This is a genomic window from Cupriavidus sp. FW306-01-F10A, from assembly GCF_058782785.1.
This window is the reverse complement of sequence record NZ_JBYSYA010000002.1, coordinates 424,316-440,231: the sequence shown is the minus strand read 5'-3', so window position 1 is coordinate 440,231 and position 15,916 is coordinate 424,316. Positions and strand designations below refer to the sequence as shown.

Below are 15,916 nucleotides of genomic sequence, written 5' to 3'. Positions count from 1 at the left end.
CGGGGTAATCCCGTAGGGCGGCCTGCGCCCGCACAGCGCTTTAATCACAAAATGATGTTGGAGTCCCTTGTGCCCTGGCGGGCGGCCAGTTCCGGGCCTAGGACGTGAACCGGCCTTCCAGGCGATGCAGCGAGCCGGGATGTACCAGCCGCACCGACGTCACGACCCGGCCCACGGACCAGGTGCGGCGCCGGATCAGCAGGCACGGCTCGGCCCGCTGGATGGCCAGCAGCCCGCACTCTTCCGGCAGTGCCAGCACGGCCTCGACCACGTGCTCGCCTTCGGTCAGCGGTGCGATGCGGGACAGGTACTGGTAGGGGGTTTCGCTGGTGAAGTCCTGCGCCAGGTAGTCCGGTGCCACCGCGGCATTGACATAGCGGTCCTCCAGCTGGATCGCCACGTCGTCCTCATAATGCACGATCACGGAATGGAACACCCGCTCCTCCAGTGCCACCTCCAGTGCCGCGGCCTGTGCCGGGCCGGCGCGTTCCGCCTCCAGGCTAATGACCTGCGCGTGATGCCGGTGCCCGCGTGAAGCAATGTCTTCGGCAATATTGTTGACCGCATACAGCGCGGTCCGCCGCTTGGGTTCGGCGACGAAGGTGCCGACGCCCTGCAGCCGCACCAGCATGCCTTCCGCGGTCAGCTCGCGCAGCGCGCGATGCACGGTCATGCGGCTTACGCCCAGGGACTCGACCAATTCGGTCTCGGACGGCACGCGGTGATGCGGCGGCCAGCTGCCGTCAGCGATCCTGCTGCTGATGTGCTGCTTGACGCGCGCATAGAGCGGCGCCGGCATAGAGTCGGACACGAGCGACAACGGGTTCCCCTTGGGTGCGGCCATGCGGCCAATGCGACAGGCGCCGAATTTATCATGGCCCGGCACCCTGGCTACGATGCCTGCGCGTCACGCTGCCGGCATCCGGCCAGGAACACATCCAGTGCCACCGGCCGGCCGATCACATACCCCTGCGCATAGTCCACCCCGATCGCGCGCAGCGCATCGAGGGTGCGCTCATCCTCCACCCACTCCGCCACCGTGCGCACCCCCAGCCGGTGCCCGATGTCGTTGATCGAGCTGACGATCTCGCGGTCGACCGCGTTGTCGGCCAGTTGCCGGATAAAGCTGCCGTCGATCTTCAGGAAGTCCACCGGGAACTGCTTCAGGTAGGCGAACGAGGACAGGCCCGAGCCAAAGTCGTCCAGCGACACGGTGCAGCCGGCGCGCCGCATCTCTGTCACCAGCCGGTTGGCCGCGGCCATGTTGTTGATCAGCGCGGTTTCCGTGATCTCCAGCCGGATGCGGCTGGCGGGCAGCGCGCTGGCCTCCAGCTCGGCATGCAGGAAGGGCAGCAGGAAGGGCTCGCCGAGCGAGTTGGCGGACAGGTTGATCGATACCGACAGCCCGGGCACGGCGCCCAGGCGTTCGCCGTAGCCGCGCAGCACGTTGCGGATGACCCAGCGGTCGACGTGGCCCATCAGGTCGTAGCGCTCGGCGGCGGGAATGAAGGCACCGGGCATGATCAGATCGCCGTGCTCGTCGACCATGCGCACCAGGATCTCGATATGGCAGTGTTCGGCGCCGTCTTCGTTCTCCTCGGGCTGCAGTGCGCGGATCTCCTGCGCGAACAGGCGGAAGCGGTTGGCTTCAAGCGCCGAATGGATGCCGGCGGCGACTTCCAGCTCGCGGTGGTGGCGGCGCGCGTCGCTCTCGTCGCGGCGGTAGACCGAGACGCGGCTGCGGCCGGCGGCCTTGGCGGCGTAGCAGGCCACGTCGGCGCGGCTCATCAGTTCGCTGACCGGGGGCACGTCCAGGTCGATCGCGGCGATGCCGATGCTGGCGCCCATGTCGTACACGCGTCCTTCCCACGGGAAGCGGCGGCCCCGGATGGCGTCGATCACGCCCTGGCAGACCTGTTCGGCCTGGTCGACGGTGCAGTCCTTGAGCAGCAGCGCGAACTCGTCGCCGCCCAGGCGCGCCAGCACATCGTCGGGGCGCACGTGGTTGCGGATCATGTAGCCCAGTTCGCGCAGCAGCACGTCGCCGGCGCCGTGGCCGGCGGTGTCGTTGACGATCTTGAAGCGGTCCAGGTCGATGAAGCACAGCGCGGCGCGATGGCCGTGCAGCCGCGCCGCGTCGCAGGCCTCGCGCAGGCGCTTCTCGAACCAGGTGCGGTTGGGCAGGCCCGTGAGCGCATCGTGCATGGCCGAACGCGCCAGCTCGCGCTGCAGCGCGCGCGCGGTGGTGATGTCCTGGAACACCAGCACCGCGCCCAGTACCTCGCCGCGCGCGGTCAGCACGGGAGCGGCTGAGTCCTGCACGTCGTGGCGCTCGCCGGTCAGGCTCTGCAGCACGGCGCCGTCCTGCAGGTAGGCGGGCGCGAGCGTGCGCAGGCAGGCTTCGACCGGGCTTGGGATGGGGTCGCCGGTGGCTTCGTCGACGATGCGGAAGACCTGCTCCAGCGGCAGGCCGGTGGCGCCGGCCATGGTCCAGCCGGTCAGCTGTTCGGCGATCGGGTTCATGAAGGTCACGTGCATGGCCGCATCGGTGCAGATCACCGCATCGCCGATCGAGCGCAGCGTGATGTGCAGGCGTTCCTTCTCTTCGAACAGTGCCTCGGTCAGGCTCCGCTGCTCGGTGATGTCCCAGTTGGTGCCGACCAGGGCCTGCGCGGTGCCATCGTCGGTGCGCGTGACCATGGCCATCGCGCGTACGTGGCGCACGTTGCCGCCGGGGCGCGCGATGCGGTATTCGGTATCGAACGGCGCCTCGCCGCGGATGGCCTGGCGCATCTCGCCGCTGACGCGGCTGACGTCGTCCGGATGCAGCATCGCGATCCATTGCTCCACCACTGGCGTGCCGCCCGCGGGGTCGGTGCCGTGCAGCGCGTGCATGCGCGCGTCCCAGGTGACGCCGGCGCTGGTGAAGTCCCACTCCCAGATGCCCACGCCGCCGGCTTCGGCCGCCAGCTGGATGCGGCGCGACAGCCGTTCCAGCTCTTGCTGCGCCAGCTTGCGCGCGTGGATGTCTTCCACCTGGGTGATGAAGTGCTGCGGCTCGCCGGTCTGTTCGTCGCGCACCAGCGACACCGCCAACAGAACCCAGCGGTAATGGCCGTCCTTATGGCGGTAGCGCTTTTCCAGGCGGTAGGACTCGATCTTCCCGGACAGCAGGTTGTCGACCTGGAGCAGGCCGCCGCTCAGGTCGTCGGGGTGGGTCAGTTGCTGGTAGCTCAGCTCGCGCAGCTCGGCCGCGCTGTAGCCCAGCAACTCGGTCATGGCACGGTTCACCGTCTGCCAGCGGCCGTCCATGTCGACCAGCGCCATGCCGATGGCCGAGTGCTCCATGGCCTGGCGAAAACGCTTGTCGCTGCTGCGCAGGCTGGCGCGGCCGTGCCGGTTCTGCTCGGTCAGGTAGGCAATGCAGACCGGCAACACCATGATCACCGCCGCCGACAACGGCACTGCTTGATGGCGGTGCGCGAGCAGCATCAGCGCCTGCAGGCAAAGCGTGGCCACCAGCGTCAGCAGCGCGGTCGCAAACGGATTGCCGGCCAGCGCCACCAGCACCAGCGGCAGCGACATCGCGGCAAACGGGTCGTGGCCCTGCCACTGCGCAAAGGCGCCGATGGCCAGGCACAGCGCCAGCGCGCCCGCCTGCGGCGCCAGCACCGGCCGCGCGACGGCGGCGCGCACGCGCACCGCCGTCATCGACAACATCATCGGCAGCAATAGCGCCATGCCGAGCGCGTCGGCCTGCCACCAGGTCCACCAGACCGAGGCGAAGCTGGTGCCATGGGTCGTGGCGATGGCCATGGCCCCGGCGGTGGCCCCCAGTGCCGGCGCCAGGATGCCGCCCACCGCCAGCATCACCGCGAAGGCGGCCAGCGGACCGTGGCGCCCCAGGACGGCATGCCGGTCCAGCAGGCGCAGCAGCCCGAGCGCGAACAGCATCTCGGCCAGGTTGGCGCCGGTCAGCATCAGCGCGGTGGCGACGCTGTCGCCGGCCGCATAGTTGGCCAGCACGCTGGCGCCCAGCATGCCGGCCAGCAGCCACGGCCCCTCCGCGCGCGGCCGGTGCAGCAGCAGGCCCAGCCCGAAGGCGTTGGGCAGCCACACCGCCGCCACGGTACCGGGCAGCCGCGCCAGCCACAGCGCAGCCGCCGCCAGCACGAAATAGCCGGCGCCGGCCAGCAGCAAGGGCAGCCAGCGGCGCTGCGCGGCAGGATGGTCGTTGGCGGCCTGGTGGCTCGGCGGGGCCGTGTCGGGCGTCATGGACGAGAACGATGCAAAAAGGCGGTGCGTCTGGGTGGGAGGAGGCGGCTTGCCCGGCGCGCCCGGGCGGCACGGCCCCGGATGCGGGGACGGAATGCCGCCCAGCGTAGGGGCAATGTAGCGAGGATAAGGACGCGGCCATTGGCAGGACAGGGGGCAGGTTGGGGGCTATCTTGCCACTGGTGCTGGGGGCGATTTTTTGGTAGGGACCGTCAGGCATGCGGGTAAGCCAGTTCATAACCTCACGGGTAATCGCGCCGCGGCCCCGCCGCGCCCATCATGCAGCCATGGCCTGACCTCAGGCCGCTATACGGATTCCCAACCAAGACCAGGAGTACGCCATGTCTGCCGCCATCCAAGCCCAAGTCACTGCCGATCCCGCCACCCTTGCCGACCGCTACCTCGCCGCCTGGAACGAGACCGATGCCGCGCGCCGGCGCGAGCTGATCGCGCTGGCGTGGACGGAATCGGCAAGCTATGTCGATCCGCTGATGCGCGGCGACGGCCATGGCGGCATCGACGCGATGATCGCCGCAGTGCAGGCGAAGTTCCCCGGGTTCCGCTTTACCCGCGTGAGCCCGGTCGATGCGCACGGCGAGCACCTGCGCTTTACGTGGGAACTGGCCCCGGCGGGAGAGCCGGCGCTGGTGGTCGGCACCGAATTCGCCACGATTTCCGCCGATGGCCGGCTCGCGCGCATGACCGGCTTCATCGACCGGGCCCCGGCCGGGCTGGCCTGACCGCGGCGCGCGCCGCCGCTATGTGGCCTGCCCCACCGACAGCCCCCCGCCCACTGGCGGCAAGCTGCTGCATCCAGTGCGGCGGACAGGGGAAGGCAAATGGCGCGATTTCTGCGGGTGGCGGCATGGGGGCTGGCCGGCACGGCTGTCGCCGTGGCCGTGGCGGCCTATGCCGCGGTATGGGTCGGCGAGCGCAAGGCGGCGCGCATTGTCGTGGTCAAGGTTTCACCCGTCGCCATCCGTGAAGACGCCGCCGGCATCGCCCTCGGCAAGTACCTGTTTGAATCGCGCGGCTGCATGGAATGCCACGGTGCCGGCGGCGGCGGCAAGCAGGTGATCGACGACCCCGGCGGCCTGCGCGTGCGCGCGCCGGACCTGACGCGCGCCAATCCGGACATTGCCGCCTACCAGCCGGTTGACTGGGTACGGAGCATCCGCCATGGCGTGGCGCCCTCGCACCGGCCGCTGCTGATCATGCCCAGCGAGGACTACAACCGCCTGAGCGACGAGGACCTGGGCGCGCTGGTGGGCTACCTGCGCAGCCTGCCGCCGGCGATGGGGGCGCCCGCGGAAATCCGCATGCCATGGCTGGTGCGGGCGCTGTACGGCGTGGGCATCGTGCAGGACGCGGCCGCCAAGATCGACCACAGCTTGCCGGTGCAGCCTGCAATGGTGCCGGCGTCCACGGCCAGGTACGGCGGCTACGTCGCCAATGCCTGCCTGGGATGTCACGGGCCGGACTTCCGCGGCGGCAAGATCCCGGGCGCGCCGCCCGACTGGCCGCCCGCGGCGGACCTGCGCCCAGTGCCGGGCGGTGCCATGTCGCGCTACGGCCAGGCTTCGGCCTTTATCGCGATGATGCGCAGCGGCAAGCGGCCCGATGGCACCGAAGTGAGCCGCGTGATGCCGTTCGATTCGTTCGGACGCATGAACGATACCGACCTGACCGCGCTCTATCTGTTCCTGGCCGGCATGCCGCAGCGCTGAGCGCGCGCGTCAGCGCCGCGCCAGCCGCCGGCCGGCGGCGATGCCGGGCAGCTCCACCCAGCGGTGCAGCAGCAGCGCCAGCGCCAGCGCCAGGCCGGCATCGATGACAAAGCGCAGCAGCTGCAGCGCGGTCTGGCCGGGCGCCAGTTCGGGCATCAGGCGCTTGACGCCCTCGATCACGGTGGGGTGCGTCAGATACAGCGCATACGACAGCTCGCCCAGCCAGACCAGTGCGCGCGGCACGCGCAGCACGCCGGCGTGCTCGGCCGCCACGGCGCCGGCCAGCAGCGCCGCCGCGGGCAGCCCGCGTCCGGCCAGGCTGAAATCGGGCCCGACCAGCGGCAGCGACAGCGCGAACGCGGCGCAACCGGTTGCCAGCATGCCCACGGCGATGGCCGGCGTCAGCAGGTGGCGCCAGCGCGCATAGGCCCATGCCAGTCCGCAGCCCAGCAGGAATTCCAGCACCAGCGGATTGCTGGCCATGGCCAGCCACGGCGTGGCGAACGGGTAGCCCTGCGCCGGATCGGCCGCCAGCGCGCCGAAGCGCCACCACGGCAGCACCAGCGTGGTCAACGCGAAGACCCCCAGCACCACCAGCAGCGCGCGCCGCCCGGCCAGCAGCAGGCCGAGCGCGAAGGCGGCGTAGAACGCCAGCTCATAGTTGAGCGACCAGCCCACGTACAGCGCCGGGTAGCCATAGTACGGCGCGTGGTCGGTTGCAGTCGGCAGGAAGGCCAGCGACGCCGCGAATACCGCCGGCGTGACCGGATTGAGCAGCAGCGCATGGATGGCCGACATGATCCAGTACGGCGGCGCCAGCCGGCAGCAGCGCCGGATCATGAAGCTGAGCGGGCGCTCAGGCTGGGGCCGGGCCAGCACCGCGACCCAGGCGATGATGAAGCCGCTGATGACAAAGAAGACGTCCACGCCGACATGGCCGCGCTTGATCACGTTGTCGGTCAGCCAGTTGAGCGCCGGCGCATCGGCGCCGCCCAGCGCCAGGCCGGAGTGGTAGACCACCACGAACGCGGCGGCCAGCCCGCGCAGGGCCTGGATGCTGTCGAGCCGCGCCACTGACGGGGACTGGGCCGCCGGCACGCGCGTGGCAGCGGTGGCGCGCGGGACCGGTGCCGCGGAGGCGCCGGAATAAGTGTGTTCTGGAATAGTCGATGGCACTGTTGCGGCGACAGAAATCGGAAAGCGAAGGGATTCATGAGGGACAGCCGCCACATGCCCAAAGTTCGTGCAAAACGGCTTCGGGGGCAGGGTAGTGCGCACGGTGTCCGGCAAGGTGACCGAAATTGCACTATCCTCATTTGTCCTTTGCGCCAGGCTGCGGCGCATGGGCAGTGCCCGCGCGCCGCACCGCGCCCGGCGGGGCACTGGAAAGAACCAGCGGGCAACGTACCCAAGGAGTGTCCCCCCATGACCACCCTCAATATCAACGTCAACGGCAAGACCCGTGAAGTCGACGTGGACCCGTCCACGCCGCTGCTGTGGGCGCTGCGTGACAACCTTGAAATGACCGGCACCAAGTTCGGCTGCGGCATGGCCGCATGCGGTGCCTGCACCGTGCACGTCAACGGCCAGGCTACGCGCAGCTGCGTGACGCCGGTATCCGCCGCTGCCGGCGCGCGCATCACCACCATCGAAGGCATCGGCACTGACAAGGTCGGGCGCGCCGTGATGGACGCCTGGCTCAAGCACGACGTGGCGCAATGCGGCTACTGCCAGAACGGCCAGGTGATGAGCGCCATCGGCCTGCTGCGCACCAAGCCGCGGCCCACCGACGCCGACATCGACCAGGCCATGGCCGGCAACCTGTGCCGCTGCGGCACGTACCAGCGCATCCGCGCGGCGATCAAAGACGCCGCCCGTGCGCTGGCCTGAGCGGGAGGAAACCAATATGCGTATCCGAGGCATCGAAGCCCTGGCAGGCGGCCAGGCCGGCAATAGCGGCGAAGCGCGCCCGAACACCGGCGTGGCCACGCTGGACCGCCGCAGTTTCCTGAAGCTGACCGGCCTCGCCGGCAGCGGCCTGGCGCTGGGCGTGGCCCCGCTGGCGCAGGCACAGGAGGGCGCCAAGCCCAAGGCGCCGCCGCCGGCGCCGCAGGCATTCCTGATCATCGCGCCGGACAACACCGTGACCGTGGCCGTGAACCGGCTCGAATTCGGCCAGGGCGTGCACACCGCATTGCCGATGGCGCTGGCCGAAGAGCTGGACGCCGACTGGCGCAACGTGCGCGCCACGCTGGCGCCGGCCGGCGATCCGTACAAGGACCCTGGCTTCGGCATGCAGATGACCGGCGGCTCCACCGCGCTGAACCACTCGTTCCAGCAGTACCGCGAACTGGGCGCGCGCGCCCGCGCGATGCTGGTGGCGGCGGCCGCGCAGCAATGGAAGGTCGATCCGGCCAGCTGCAAGGTGGAGCAGGGCGTGGTCACGTCCGGCAGCCACCGGGCCACCTTCGGCGAACTGGCGCCGGCGGCGATGGAGCTGCCCGTGCCGCAGCGGGTTACGCTGAAAGACCCGTCGCAGTTCCGCATCGTCGGCAAGCCCACGCCGCGGCTGGATGCGCGCGGCAAGATGGACGCGACCACGCCGTTCGGCATCGACACGCACCTGAAAGGCATGGTGGTGGCCGTGGTGGCGCGCCCGCCGCGCTTTGGCGGCAAGGTCAAGAGCTTCAGCGCCGACAAGGCGCGCGCGGTGCAGGGCGTGCGCGGCGTGCTGCAGGTGCCGGTTGACCGCGGCGGCAGCGGCGTGGCCGTGATTGCCAGCGGCTACTGGCCGGCCAAGATGGGCCGCGACGCGCTCGACATCCAGTGGGAAGACGCGGGCTCGAAGGTGTCGTCGCAGGCGCTCTTCGATGAATACGCAAAGCTGGCCGGCCAGCCCGGCATGGTGGCGCGCGCGGGGAGCGGGGATATCGGCTCGGCCATCAACGGTGCCGCGCGCAAGATCGAGGCCGATTTCCGCTTCCCGTACCTGGCGCACGCGCCGATGGAGCCGCTGAACTGCACGCTGCAGCCGGAAGTGGCCGGCGGCAAGGTGCAGTCGGTCAAGGTCTGGGTGGGCTCGCAGTTCCAGACCGTCGACCAGGCCGCGGTGGCGCGCACGCTGGGGCTGACGCCGGACAAGGTGGTGCTCAACACCATGATGGCCGGCGGCGGCTTCGGCCGGCGCGCGGTGCCGACCTCGGACTACATCGTCGAGGCGGCCAACGTGCTCAAGGCCTGGGTGGCCGCCGGCCACACCGAGCCGCTCAAGGTGGTGTGGAGCCGCGAGGACGATATCCGCGGCGGCTACTACCGCCCGCTGCACCTGCACCGCGCCCGCATCGGGCTGGACGCGCAGGGCAAGGTGGTGGGCTGGCAGCACACCATCGTCGGCCAGTCGATCCTGAAGGGCACGCCGTTCGAGCCCTTCATGGTCAAGAACGGGGTCGACGCCACCATGACCGAGGGCATCGTCGAGAACGACTACGACCTGCCGCTGCAGATGTCGGTGCACCACCCGCAGGTGGACGTGCCGGTGCTGTGGTGGCGCTCGGTGGGCAACACCCACACCGCCTTCGTCAAGGAAACGCTGGCCGACGAGATGGCCGCCGCCGCGAAGCAGGACCCGGTGGCATTCCGCCTGGCCCGGCTCGACGAGAAGAAGCACGCGCGCCACCGCGCCGCGCTGCAGCTCGCCGTGGACAAGTCCGGCTATGGCAAGCGCAAGCTGCCCAAGGGCCATGCCTGGGGCGTGGCCGTGCACGAGTCGTTCAACACCGTGGTGGCGTATGTGGTCGACGTTTCGGTGGTGAAGGGCGAGCCGCGCGTGCATCGCGTCACCGCCGGCGTGCATGCCAACCGCGTGGTCAACCCGATGTCCGCCGAGGCCCAGATCCAGGGCTCCTGCGTGTTCGGGCTGGCCATGACCAGGCCGGGGTTTGCCATCGAGATCGAGAACGGCGCCGTGAAGAACAGCAACTTCGCGGACTATCCGCCGCCGCGCATCACCGATGCGCCGGTGGTGGACGTGTTCTTCGTGCCCTCGCAGGAGAACCCCACCGGCCTGGGCGAGCCGGGCGTGCCGCCAATCGCGCCGGCGGTGGCCAATGCGCTGTTCACGCTGACCGGCAAGCGCCAACGCCAACTGCCCTTCGTGATGGCTTGATGGTGTGATGGCAGCCAGCCGCCGAAGGGGAGGTGCAGCCGCACCGCGCATCCCCCGAATGCGGCTGGCGTTCGCTGTCCGCTGCGCAGTTTGTTGTAATCGCACCAGTGTTTGCAGGGCCGTGGCTCCACCCTATTGCGTTTGCGCGGCGAGCCGCGTAGAACGGGGAAAACTGCGCGGGAAAAACCGCGCGGAAGAAAACTACGTCAGCACCGCCCGGCCGCCGCCTGTCGCGGACCGGAGGCGTGCCCGGAGACCGAGGTGTGACCATGGAGACCCAGGAAAGTACGCTGACCCTTGCGCTGATGACCGAGCCCGCGCGGATCCGGATCTGCCGTGCGCTGCTGGATGCCGGCGAGGCGGGCCTGCCGGCCACTGACCTGGCGCAGGTTGCACGGCTGAGCCTGGCGCGCGCCGGCCATGTGTTCCTGGAGCTGGTGCAGGCCGATGTGCTGGCGCTGTCGATCCAGGAGCGCCGCGTTTGCTATGTGCTGAAGGCGCGCCGCGCCGTGACCGAGGCGCTGGGCTATATCGACGCCAGCGGACTGGCCGACTGATCCATGCGGCGTGGCCGCCGCTACTTCCGGACTTCCTTCAGTGCCCGCTCACGCGCGGCCTCCCGGTCCTGCGTGAGCCGGTAGGCTGCGTAGTACTTGTAGATGTTGCGCACATAGGTGGTGGTTTCGATGCCGATCTTCTCGGCCACCACGATCTCGACATTGTTGAACCACTTGTCGGGGTCCAGCCCGCGCGCCGCAGCCTCCTTGCGCATCTTGGCGATATTGCCGGGCCCGGCGTTGTAGCTGGCAAAGGCGAACAACGGCCGGTTGGATTCCGAGAAATGCGCGTCAGGGAAGTACTTCGTCATCAGCCGGTCCATGTACTTGGCGCCAGCGTGGATGTTGGACTCGACCATCTGGATATTGCCCACGTTCAGTTCCTTGCCGGTGGCGGGCATGATCTGCATGATGCCGACGGCGCCCACGCGGCTGCGCGCCTGCTGGTTGAGCTGTGACTCCTGGAAGCCCTGTGCCGCCAGCATCAGCGGGTCGAAGCCATAGTCCTTGCCGTACTTTTCGAAGAAGGCAACGGTCTGCTGGAAGCGCTTGTATTCGGCGTCCTCGGTATTGTTCCTGATCTGCTTGATCCGGCGCATGGATTGCTTGAGCAGGTATTCCGCCACGCCCTGCTTCTTGACGTAGTTGACATAGAAGTCGTCGATCACCTGCCGCAACTGCGGGCTGTCCTTGCGGAAGGCCCAGCCGACATAGCCGCCTTCGCGCACCGCCAGGTCCTGGCGCACCTTGATGTCAGGCAGGATCTGCACCCACATTGCGGCCTTCCAGTCGTCGACCACGACGATCTCCAGCAGGCCCGCATTCACCATCTCGAGCACGTCTTCGTCTTCAAGCGCGTCGGGCAGCAGCACCAGCTGCATTGGCGCCTTGCCGGACTGGCGCAGGCGGTTGTTCAGTGCAGTCAGGCTTTCGTAGTAGCTGCTCGCGCGGCGCACGTGCACGGTCTTGCCCGCCAGGTCGTCCAGGCTTTTCAGCGCCGGCGACTTCGGGCCGGTCACGATCAGCTCGCGCACTGGCTTGCGGTCACGCGGTGCGGCAAAGTCGACCAGCTTCAGCCGTGCCTCGGTCTCGGTCAGGTTGCCTGCGGCGATATCGCCCAGGCCCGCCGCCAGGTCGGGCAGCAGCCGGTCGCGCGTGGTGGGGATGATGAGGACAGTGAGCGGGCGCTTGCCAAGTCGATTGGCGTAGGTCTTGTTCAGGTAGCGCTCGAATTCCCGCACCAGTTCTGCGGTAATTCCGCGCTCGTGGCCTTTGTCGCTGAAGTAGAGGGTGCGGCTGTAAGGCACCAGCACGCGGATGACGCGACTGTTGACCATCACGTCGAAGTCGCCCTTGCGCGGCTTGTTGGCCAGGTTGAGGCCGCGCGGCCTAGAATCGGCCTTGCCGGTTGCGGCTTTCGCCGTGGGGGCAGCAACAGGCGCGGACGCCGGCGCCGGCTTCTGCTGCGCTACGGCAAACGTGCTGCACAGGCTGAGCGCGCCCACCAGGCCGGACAGGAGAAGGCCTGCGAACCAGTGGCGTGGGTGGGCAGCGGGCATGGCGCGGATGGCAAGCCGGGCAGAAAGGCGCGCGACTTGCTCGTATCGAGTCTAGGCGCGATCCCGCCGCTTGCAAGCCGCCAGGGTCCGGGTGCTGCCGAAGGACAAACGGGAGGGGTATGTCCGGCAAAAAGAAGGTGGCCGGTTGATCCCGGCCACCCGTCGTGCAAAGGCCGGCGCTATTGCTTTGGTGCGGCCATTTCCTGCTTGGCCGTTGCATCTGCTGCCTTGTTCTCTACCTTGCGCTCCTGCTTGGCAGCGCCGACTTCTTCCTTGTACTCACCCTTGGCTGCCTTCTTCTTGGCCTTGTACTCGGCGGCGGCCTTCTGGCGTGCCTCGCGGCGTTCCACCAGCGGGTCCTTCGGCGGTTCGACCTGGGTCATGCCCGGCGGCACGCCCTTGCTGCCTGCCGGCGTGGCAGAGGTTGCTGGCATCGCCGGGGTCGCCGGGGTCGCGGGCATGCCCTGGGCAGCAGGGGTTGCCGGCGTGGCCGGGGTGGCGGGGGTGGCGCTTGTCTGGGCAATCGCAGCAGCGCAGCTGAGGCCAGCCAGGCCTGCGGCAATCACGCTGGCGATTCGGGTAAGGCGAGCGGGCTGTTTCGTATCCATGGAATACCTCCAGAGTCGCTGTCTGAGGCGCCGGCAACGGAAGCGCTCGGCGCGGCGTACGCCGTACATCCGGCCAAGACGGGCGCGCGGCGACAAGCCCAGTCTAGGCAGCGGCACCACGTTGCGCTGTCAGGCACACGCCCGAATGGGTGCCGGGATTATTCCTACAGGCGGGTCGTTGCCGGCCGGGAGCCCATGCCGCGCAAGGCATCGATAGCCCCTCGGGAAAACCCGCATCACCCCCGCGTCTTGAAATGCCCCTACCCCGTCCCTATAATTAGCACTCGTCAGGGGTGAGTGCTAACAGCCTCCTGCGACACCTGAACATTTCTGACGGCCGTCGCCTCGGTAGCCGGCCGATTTGTGATCAAAAACTCACTTTGTATCTAGGAGTCCGTATGAATCTGCGTCCTTTGCACGACCGCGTGATCGTGAAGCGTCTGGACAACGAAACCAAGACCGCGTCCGGTATCGTGATTCCCGACAACGCTGCCGAGAAGCCCGATCAAGGCGAAGTGCTGGCAATCGGTCCTGGCAAGAAGGATGACAAGGGCAACAACATCGCCCTCGACGTCAAGGTCGGTGACCGCGTGCTGTTCGGCAAGTACGCCGGCCAGGCCGTGAAGGTGGAAGGCCAGGAACTGCTGGTCATGCGCGAAGAAGACATCATGGCCGTGGTGAACAAGTAATTCACCAACCGACCGCCACCCCGTACAGATTTCAGGAGATTCAAGAATGGCAGCTAAAGACGTAGTGTTCGGCGACGCCGCACGTGCCAAGATGGTCGAAGGCGTGAACATCCTCGCCAACGCAGTCAAGGTGACCCTGGGCCCGAAGGGCCGCAACGTGGTGCTGGAGCGCAGCTTCGGCGGCCCGACCGTGACCAAGGACGGCGTGTCCGTGGCCAAGGAAATCGAGCTGAAGGACAAGCTGCAGAACATGGGCGCCCAGATGGTCAAGGAAGTGGCTTCCAAGACCAGCGACAACGCCGGTGACGGTACCACCACCGCAACCGTGCTGGCCCAGTCGATCGTGCGCGAAGGCATGAAGTTCGTTGCCGCCGGCATGAACCCGATGGACCTGAAGCGCGGCATCGACAAGGCTGTTGCCGCCGCCGTGGAAGAGCTGAAGAAGGTCAGCAAGCCCACCACCACCAGCAAGGAAATCGCCCAGGTTGGCGCGATCTCGGCCAACAGCGACACCTCCATCGGCGAGCGCATCGCCGAAGCCATGGACAAGGTCGGCAAGGAAGGCGTGATCACGGTTGAAGACGGCAAGTCGCTGGCCGACGAGCTGGAAGTCGTGGAAGGCATGCAGTTCGACCGCGGCTACCTGTCGCCGTACTTCATCAACAACCCGGAAAAGCAGGTTGTCCAGCTGGACAGCCCGTTCGTGCTGCTGTTCGACAAGAAGATCAGCAACATCCGCGACCTGCTGCCGGTGCTGGAGCAAGTGGCCAAGGCCGGCCGCCCGCTGCTGATCGTCGCTGAAGACGTCGAGGGCGAAGCCCTGGCGACCCTGGTGGTCAACAACATCCGTGGCATCCTGAAGACCGCCGCCGTCAAGGCCCCGGGCTTCGGCGACCGCCGCAAGGCCATGCTGGAAGACATCGCCATCCTGACCGGCGGCACCGTCATCGCTGAAGAAATCGGCCTGACGCTGGAAAAGGCTGGCCTGAACGACCTGGGCCAGGCCAAGCGCATCGAGATCGGCAAGGAAAACACCATCATCATCGACGGCGCCGGCGACGCAGCTGCGATCGAAGGCCGCGTCAAGCAAATCCGCGCCCAGATCGAAGAAGCGACCTCGGACTACGACCGTGAGAAGCTGCAAGAGCGCGTGGCCAAGCTGGCCGGCGGTGTTGCCGTGATCAAGGTTGGCGCTGCCACCGAAGTCGAAATGAAGGAAAAGAAGGCCCGCGTGGAAGACGCCCTGCACGCCACCCGCGCTGCGGTGGAAGAAGGCATCGTCCCCGGCGGTGGTGTGGCCCTGCTGCGTGCCCGCGCTGCGATCTCGGCACTGACCGGCGAAAACGCCGACCAGAACGCCGGTATCAAGATCGTGCTGCGCGCCATGGAAGAGCCGCTGCGCCAGATCGTGCTGAACGCCGGTGAAGAAGCTTCGGTGGTCGTTGCCAAGGTTATCGAAGGCAAGGGCAACTACGGCTACAACGCCGCTTCGGGCGAGTACGGCGACCTGGTGGAAATGGGCGTGCTGGACCCGACCAAGGTCACCCGCACCGCACTGCAGAACGCCGCTTCGGTGGCTTCGCTGATGCTGACCACCGACTGCGCAGTTGCCGAATCGCCGAAGGAAGAGTCGGCTCCGGCAATGCCGGGCGGCATGGGCGGCATGGGCGGCATGGAAGGCATGATGTAATTCATCGCCGACCGACTGCCCTCAAGGGCAGGCTGTCTTGGAAAACCCCCGCGGGCGCGAGCCCGCGGGGGTTTTTGTTTGGGGCGCGGCAGCAGGCTCTCGCTGGGGCGGCCGGGTCAGATCTCGACCACGCAGCACCAGTCGAAGCTGGTGCGGGTATGGCCGTGGATCGACTAGTCCACAACCAGCAAGGAAACCGCTCGCGAGAGCGCTTGCTTTGGTGCCGGACTCACGGAGAGCGTCCTCTGCCTGTCGCTCAATTCGTGGCCGAGGTATGAGTCAAAACTGAAACGCACGTCTGTGCAGCAGGCAGGCCTTCCCCTTGCTTGCAGAACCGAGCAGCCAAGGTAAGCGGGTTTCTGAGCCCGGTAAGTGATCTTGATCGCACCATAGAGGTGAAGCATGCCGATTTGCATCGGCAGTGGGCCGGAAGCCGGACTCGCTGGTCGGGGGCTTCAATATCCTGGCGAGTTGTCCAGCGTACCCTCTTCAGGCTGTATCCCTACCTACTGATTCCGCCATTGGGCCGATACCAATTGCCGTTGGCATGACCAAGAATGCATGTACGAAGCTAGGTATCGGGATGTTCCAGGCGTAGCCAGCCGGACGCCTAAGGGTGTGGGTGGCAGCCGTGGGCCTCGGCAAT

The 15,916-nt window shown here is 67.8% G+C and carries 12 protein-coding genes; 7 read left to right on the top strand and 5 right to left on the bottom strand.

Features of this window, described 5'->3' with window-relative positions; translation table 11 throughout:
- Positions 1-97: 97 nt before the first annotated feature.
- Together hutC and AC3WLF_RS05010 are read right to left on the bottom strand one after the other, a co-directional pair.
- Positions 98-844, bottom strand: a complete 747-nt coding sequence (gene hutC / locus AC3WLF_RS05015) for a histidine utilization transcriptional repressor HutC (RefSeq protein WP_492357905.1) — start codon at positions 842-844, stop codon at positions 98-100.
- 47 nt (positions 845-891) lie between these two features.
- On the bottom strand, positions 892-4,275 hold the full coding sequence (locus tag AC3WLF_RS05010; protein WP_492352908.1) for a diguanylate cyclase: 3,384 nt from the start codon (positions 4,273-4,275) through the stop codon (positions 892-894).
- Between the two features lie 341 nt (positions 4,276-4,616).
- Between AC3WLF_RS05010 and AC3WLF_RS05005 the strand changes: the two genes are divergently transcribed.
- Both AC3WLF_RS05005 and AC3WLF_RS05000 read left to right on the top strand, forming a co-directional pair.
- Positions 4,617-5,015 (top strand): nuclear transport factor 2 family protein, encoded by a 399-nt coding sequence (locus AC3WLF_RS05005; protein ID WP_492357904.1) that lies wholly within the window; start codon positions 4,617-4,619, stop codon positions 5,013-5,015.
- A 99-nt stretch (positions 5,016-5,114) separates the two neighbouring features.
- Positions 5,115-6,002, top strand: a complete 888-nt coding sequence (locus AC3WLF_RS05000) for a c-type cytochrome (RefSeq protein WP_492357903.1) — start codon at positions 5,115-5,117, stop codon at positions 6,000-6,002.
- 9 nt (positions 6,003-6,011) lie between these two features.
- On the opposite strand, the gene AC3WLF_RS04995 is transcribed toward AC3WLF_RS05000, so the two are convergent.
- A complete protein-coding gene (locus tag AC3WLF_RS04995) occupies positions 6,012-7,100 on the bottom strand; it encodes an acyltransferase family protein (protein ID WP_492317687.1) in 1,089 nt (362 codons plus the stop codon).
- Positions 7,101-7,427: 327 nt separating this feature from the next.
- Here AC3WLF_RS04995 and AC3WLF_RS04990 point away from each other — a divergent pair, with 327 nt between their 5' ends.
- The 3 genes from AC3WLF_RS04990 to AC3WLF_RS04980 all read left to right on the top strand — a co-directional run bounded on the left by AC3WLF_RS04990 (position 7,428) and on the right by AC3WLF_RS04980 (position 10,724).
- The gene (locus AC3WLF_RS04990) at positions 7,428-7,892 is read left to right on the top strand and encodes a (2Fe-2S)-binding protein (RefSeq protein WP_010813052.1); all 465 of its coding nucleotides are present in this window, start codon (positions 7,428-7,430) and stop codon (positions 7,890-7,892) included.
- A 16-nt stretch (positions 7,893-7,908) separates the two neighbouring features.
- Entirely contained in the window at positions 7,909-10,167 is a 2,259-nt protein-coding gene (locus AC3WLF_RS04985) for a xanthine dehydrogenase family protein molybdopterin-binding subunit (RefSeq protein WP_492357902.1), read from the top strand.
- A 269-nt stretch (positions 10,168-10,436) separates the two neighbouring features.
- Positions 10,437-10,724, top strand: coding sequence for a helix-turn-helix domain-containing protein (locus tag AC3WLF_RS04980; RefSeq protein ID WP_340527535.1), 288 nt, complete (start codon positions 10,437-10,439; stop codon positions 10,722-10,724).
- 20 nt (positions 10,725-10,744) lie between these two features.
- Here the strand turns inward: AC3WLF_RS04980 and AC3WLF_RS04975 are convergent, their stop codons facing one another.
- The gene (locus AC3WLF_RS04975) at positions 10,745-12,283 is read right to left on the bottom strand and encodes an MltF family protein (RefSeq protein ID WP_492317533.1); all 1,539 of its coding nucleotides are present in this window, start codon (positions 12,281-12,283) and stop codon (positions 10,745-10,747) included.
- A 179-nt stretch (positions 12,284-12,462) separates the two neighbouring features.
- Positions 12,463-12,891, bottom strand: coding sequence for a hypothetical protein (locus tag AC3WLF_RS04970; protein WP_492357901.1), 429 nt, complete (start codon positions 12,889-12,891; stop codon positions 12,463-12,465).
- A gap of 398 nt (positions 12,892-13,289) precedes the next feature.
- On the opposite strand from AC3WLF_RS04970, the gene groES reads away from it, so the two are divergent.
- Both groES and groL read left to right on the top strand, forming a co-directional pair.
- Positions 13,290-13,580 carry a co-chaperone GroES gene (gene groES / locus AC3WLF_RS04965; RefSeq protein ID WP_010813047.1) on the top strand — a complete coding sequence of 97 codons (291 nt, stop codon included), beginning with the start codon at positions 13,290-13,292 and terminating at the stop codon, positions 13,578-13,580.
- 46 nt (positions 13,581-13,626) lie between these two features.
- Positions 13,627-15,270: a chaperonin GroEL gene (gene groL, locus AC3WLF_RS04960; protein WP_492317531.1), complete on the top strand. Its 1,644-nt coding sequence runs from the start codon at positions 13,627-13,629 to the stop codon at positions 15,268-15,270.
- Positions 15,271-15,916: the final 646 nt, after the last annotated feature.

Bases quoted from the DNA above. Each gene is read 5' to 3' on its own strand.
- groES (WP_010813047.1), top strand. From the start codon at position 13,290: ATGAATCTGCGTCCTTTGCACGACCGCGTGATCGTGAAGCGTCTGGAC.
- AC3WLF_RS04980 (WP_340527535.1), top strand. From the start codon at position 10,437: ATGGAGACCCAGGAAAGTACGCTGACCCTTGCGCTGATGACCGAGCCC.
- AC3WLF_RS04990 (WP_010813052.1), top strand. From the start codon at position 7,428: ATGACCACCCTCAATATCAACGTCAACGGCAAGACCCGTGAAGTCGAC.
- AC3WLF_RS04970 (WP_492357901.1), bottom strand. From the start codon at position 12,891: ATGGATACGAAACAGCCCGCTCGCCTTACCCGAATCGCCAGCGTGATT.
- groL (WP_492317531.1), top strand. From the start codon at position 13,627: ATGGCAGCTAAAGACGTAGTGTTCGGCGACGCCGCACGTGCCAAGATG.
- AC3WLF_RS05000 (WP_492357903.1), top strand. From the start codon at position 5,115: ATGGCGCGATTTCTGCGGGTGGCGGCATGGGGGCTGGCCGGCACGGCT.
- AC3WLF_RS04985 (WP_492357902.1), top strand. From the start codon at position 7,909: ATGCGTATCCGAGGCATCGAAGCCCTGGCAGGCGGCCAGGCCGGCAAT.
- AC3WLF_RS04975 (WP_492317533.1), bottom strand. From the start codon at position 12,283: ATGCCCGCTGCCCACCCACGCCACTGGTTCGCAGGCCTTCTCCTGTCC.
- AC3WLF_RS05010 (WP_492352908.1), bottom strand. From the start codon at position 4,275: ATGACGCCCGACACGGCCCCGCCGAGCCACCAGGCCGCCAACGACCAT.
- AC3WLF_RS05005 (WP_492357904.1), top strand. From the start codon at position 4,617: ATGTCTGCCGCCATCCAAGCCCAAGTCACTGCCGATCCCGCCACCCTT.
- hutC (WP_492357905.1), bottom strand. From the start codon at position 844: ATGGCCGCACCCAAGGGGAACCCGTTGTCGCTCGTGTCCGACTCTATG.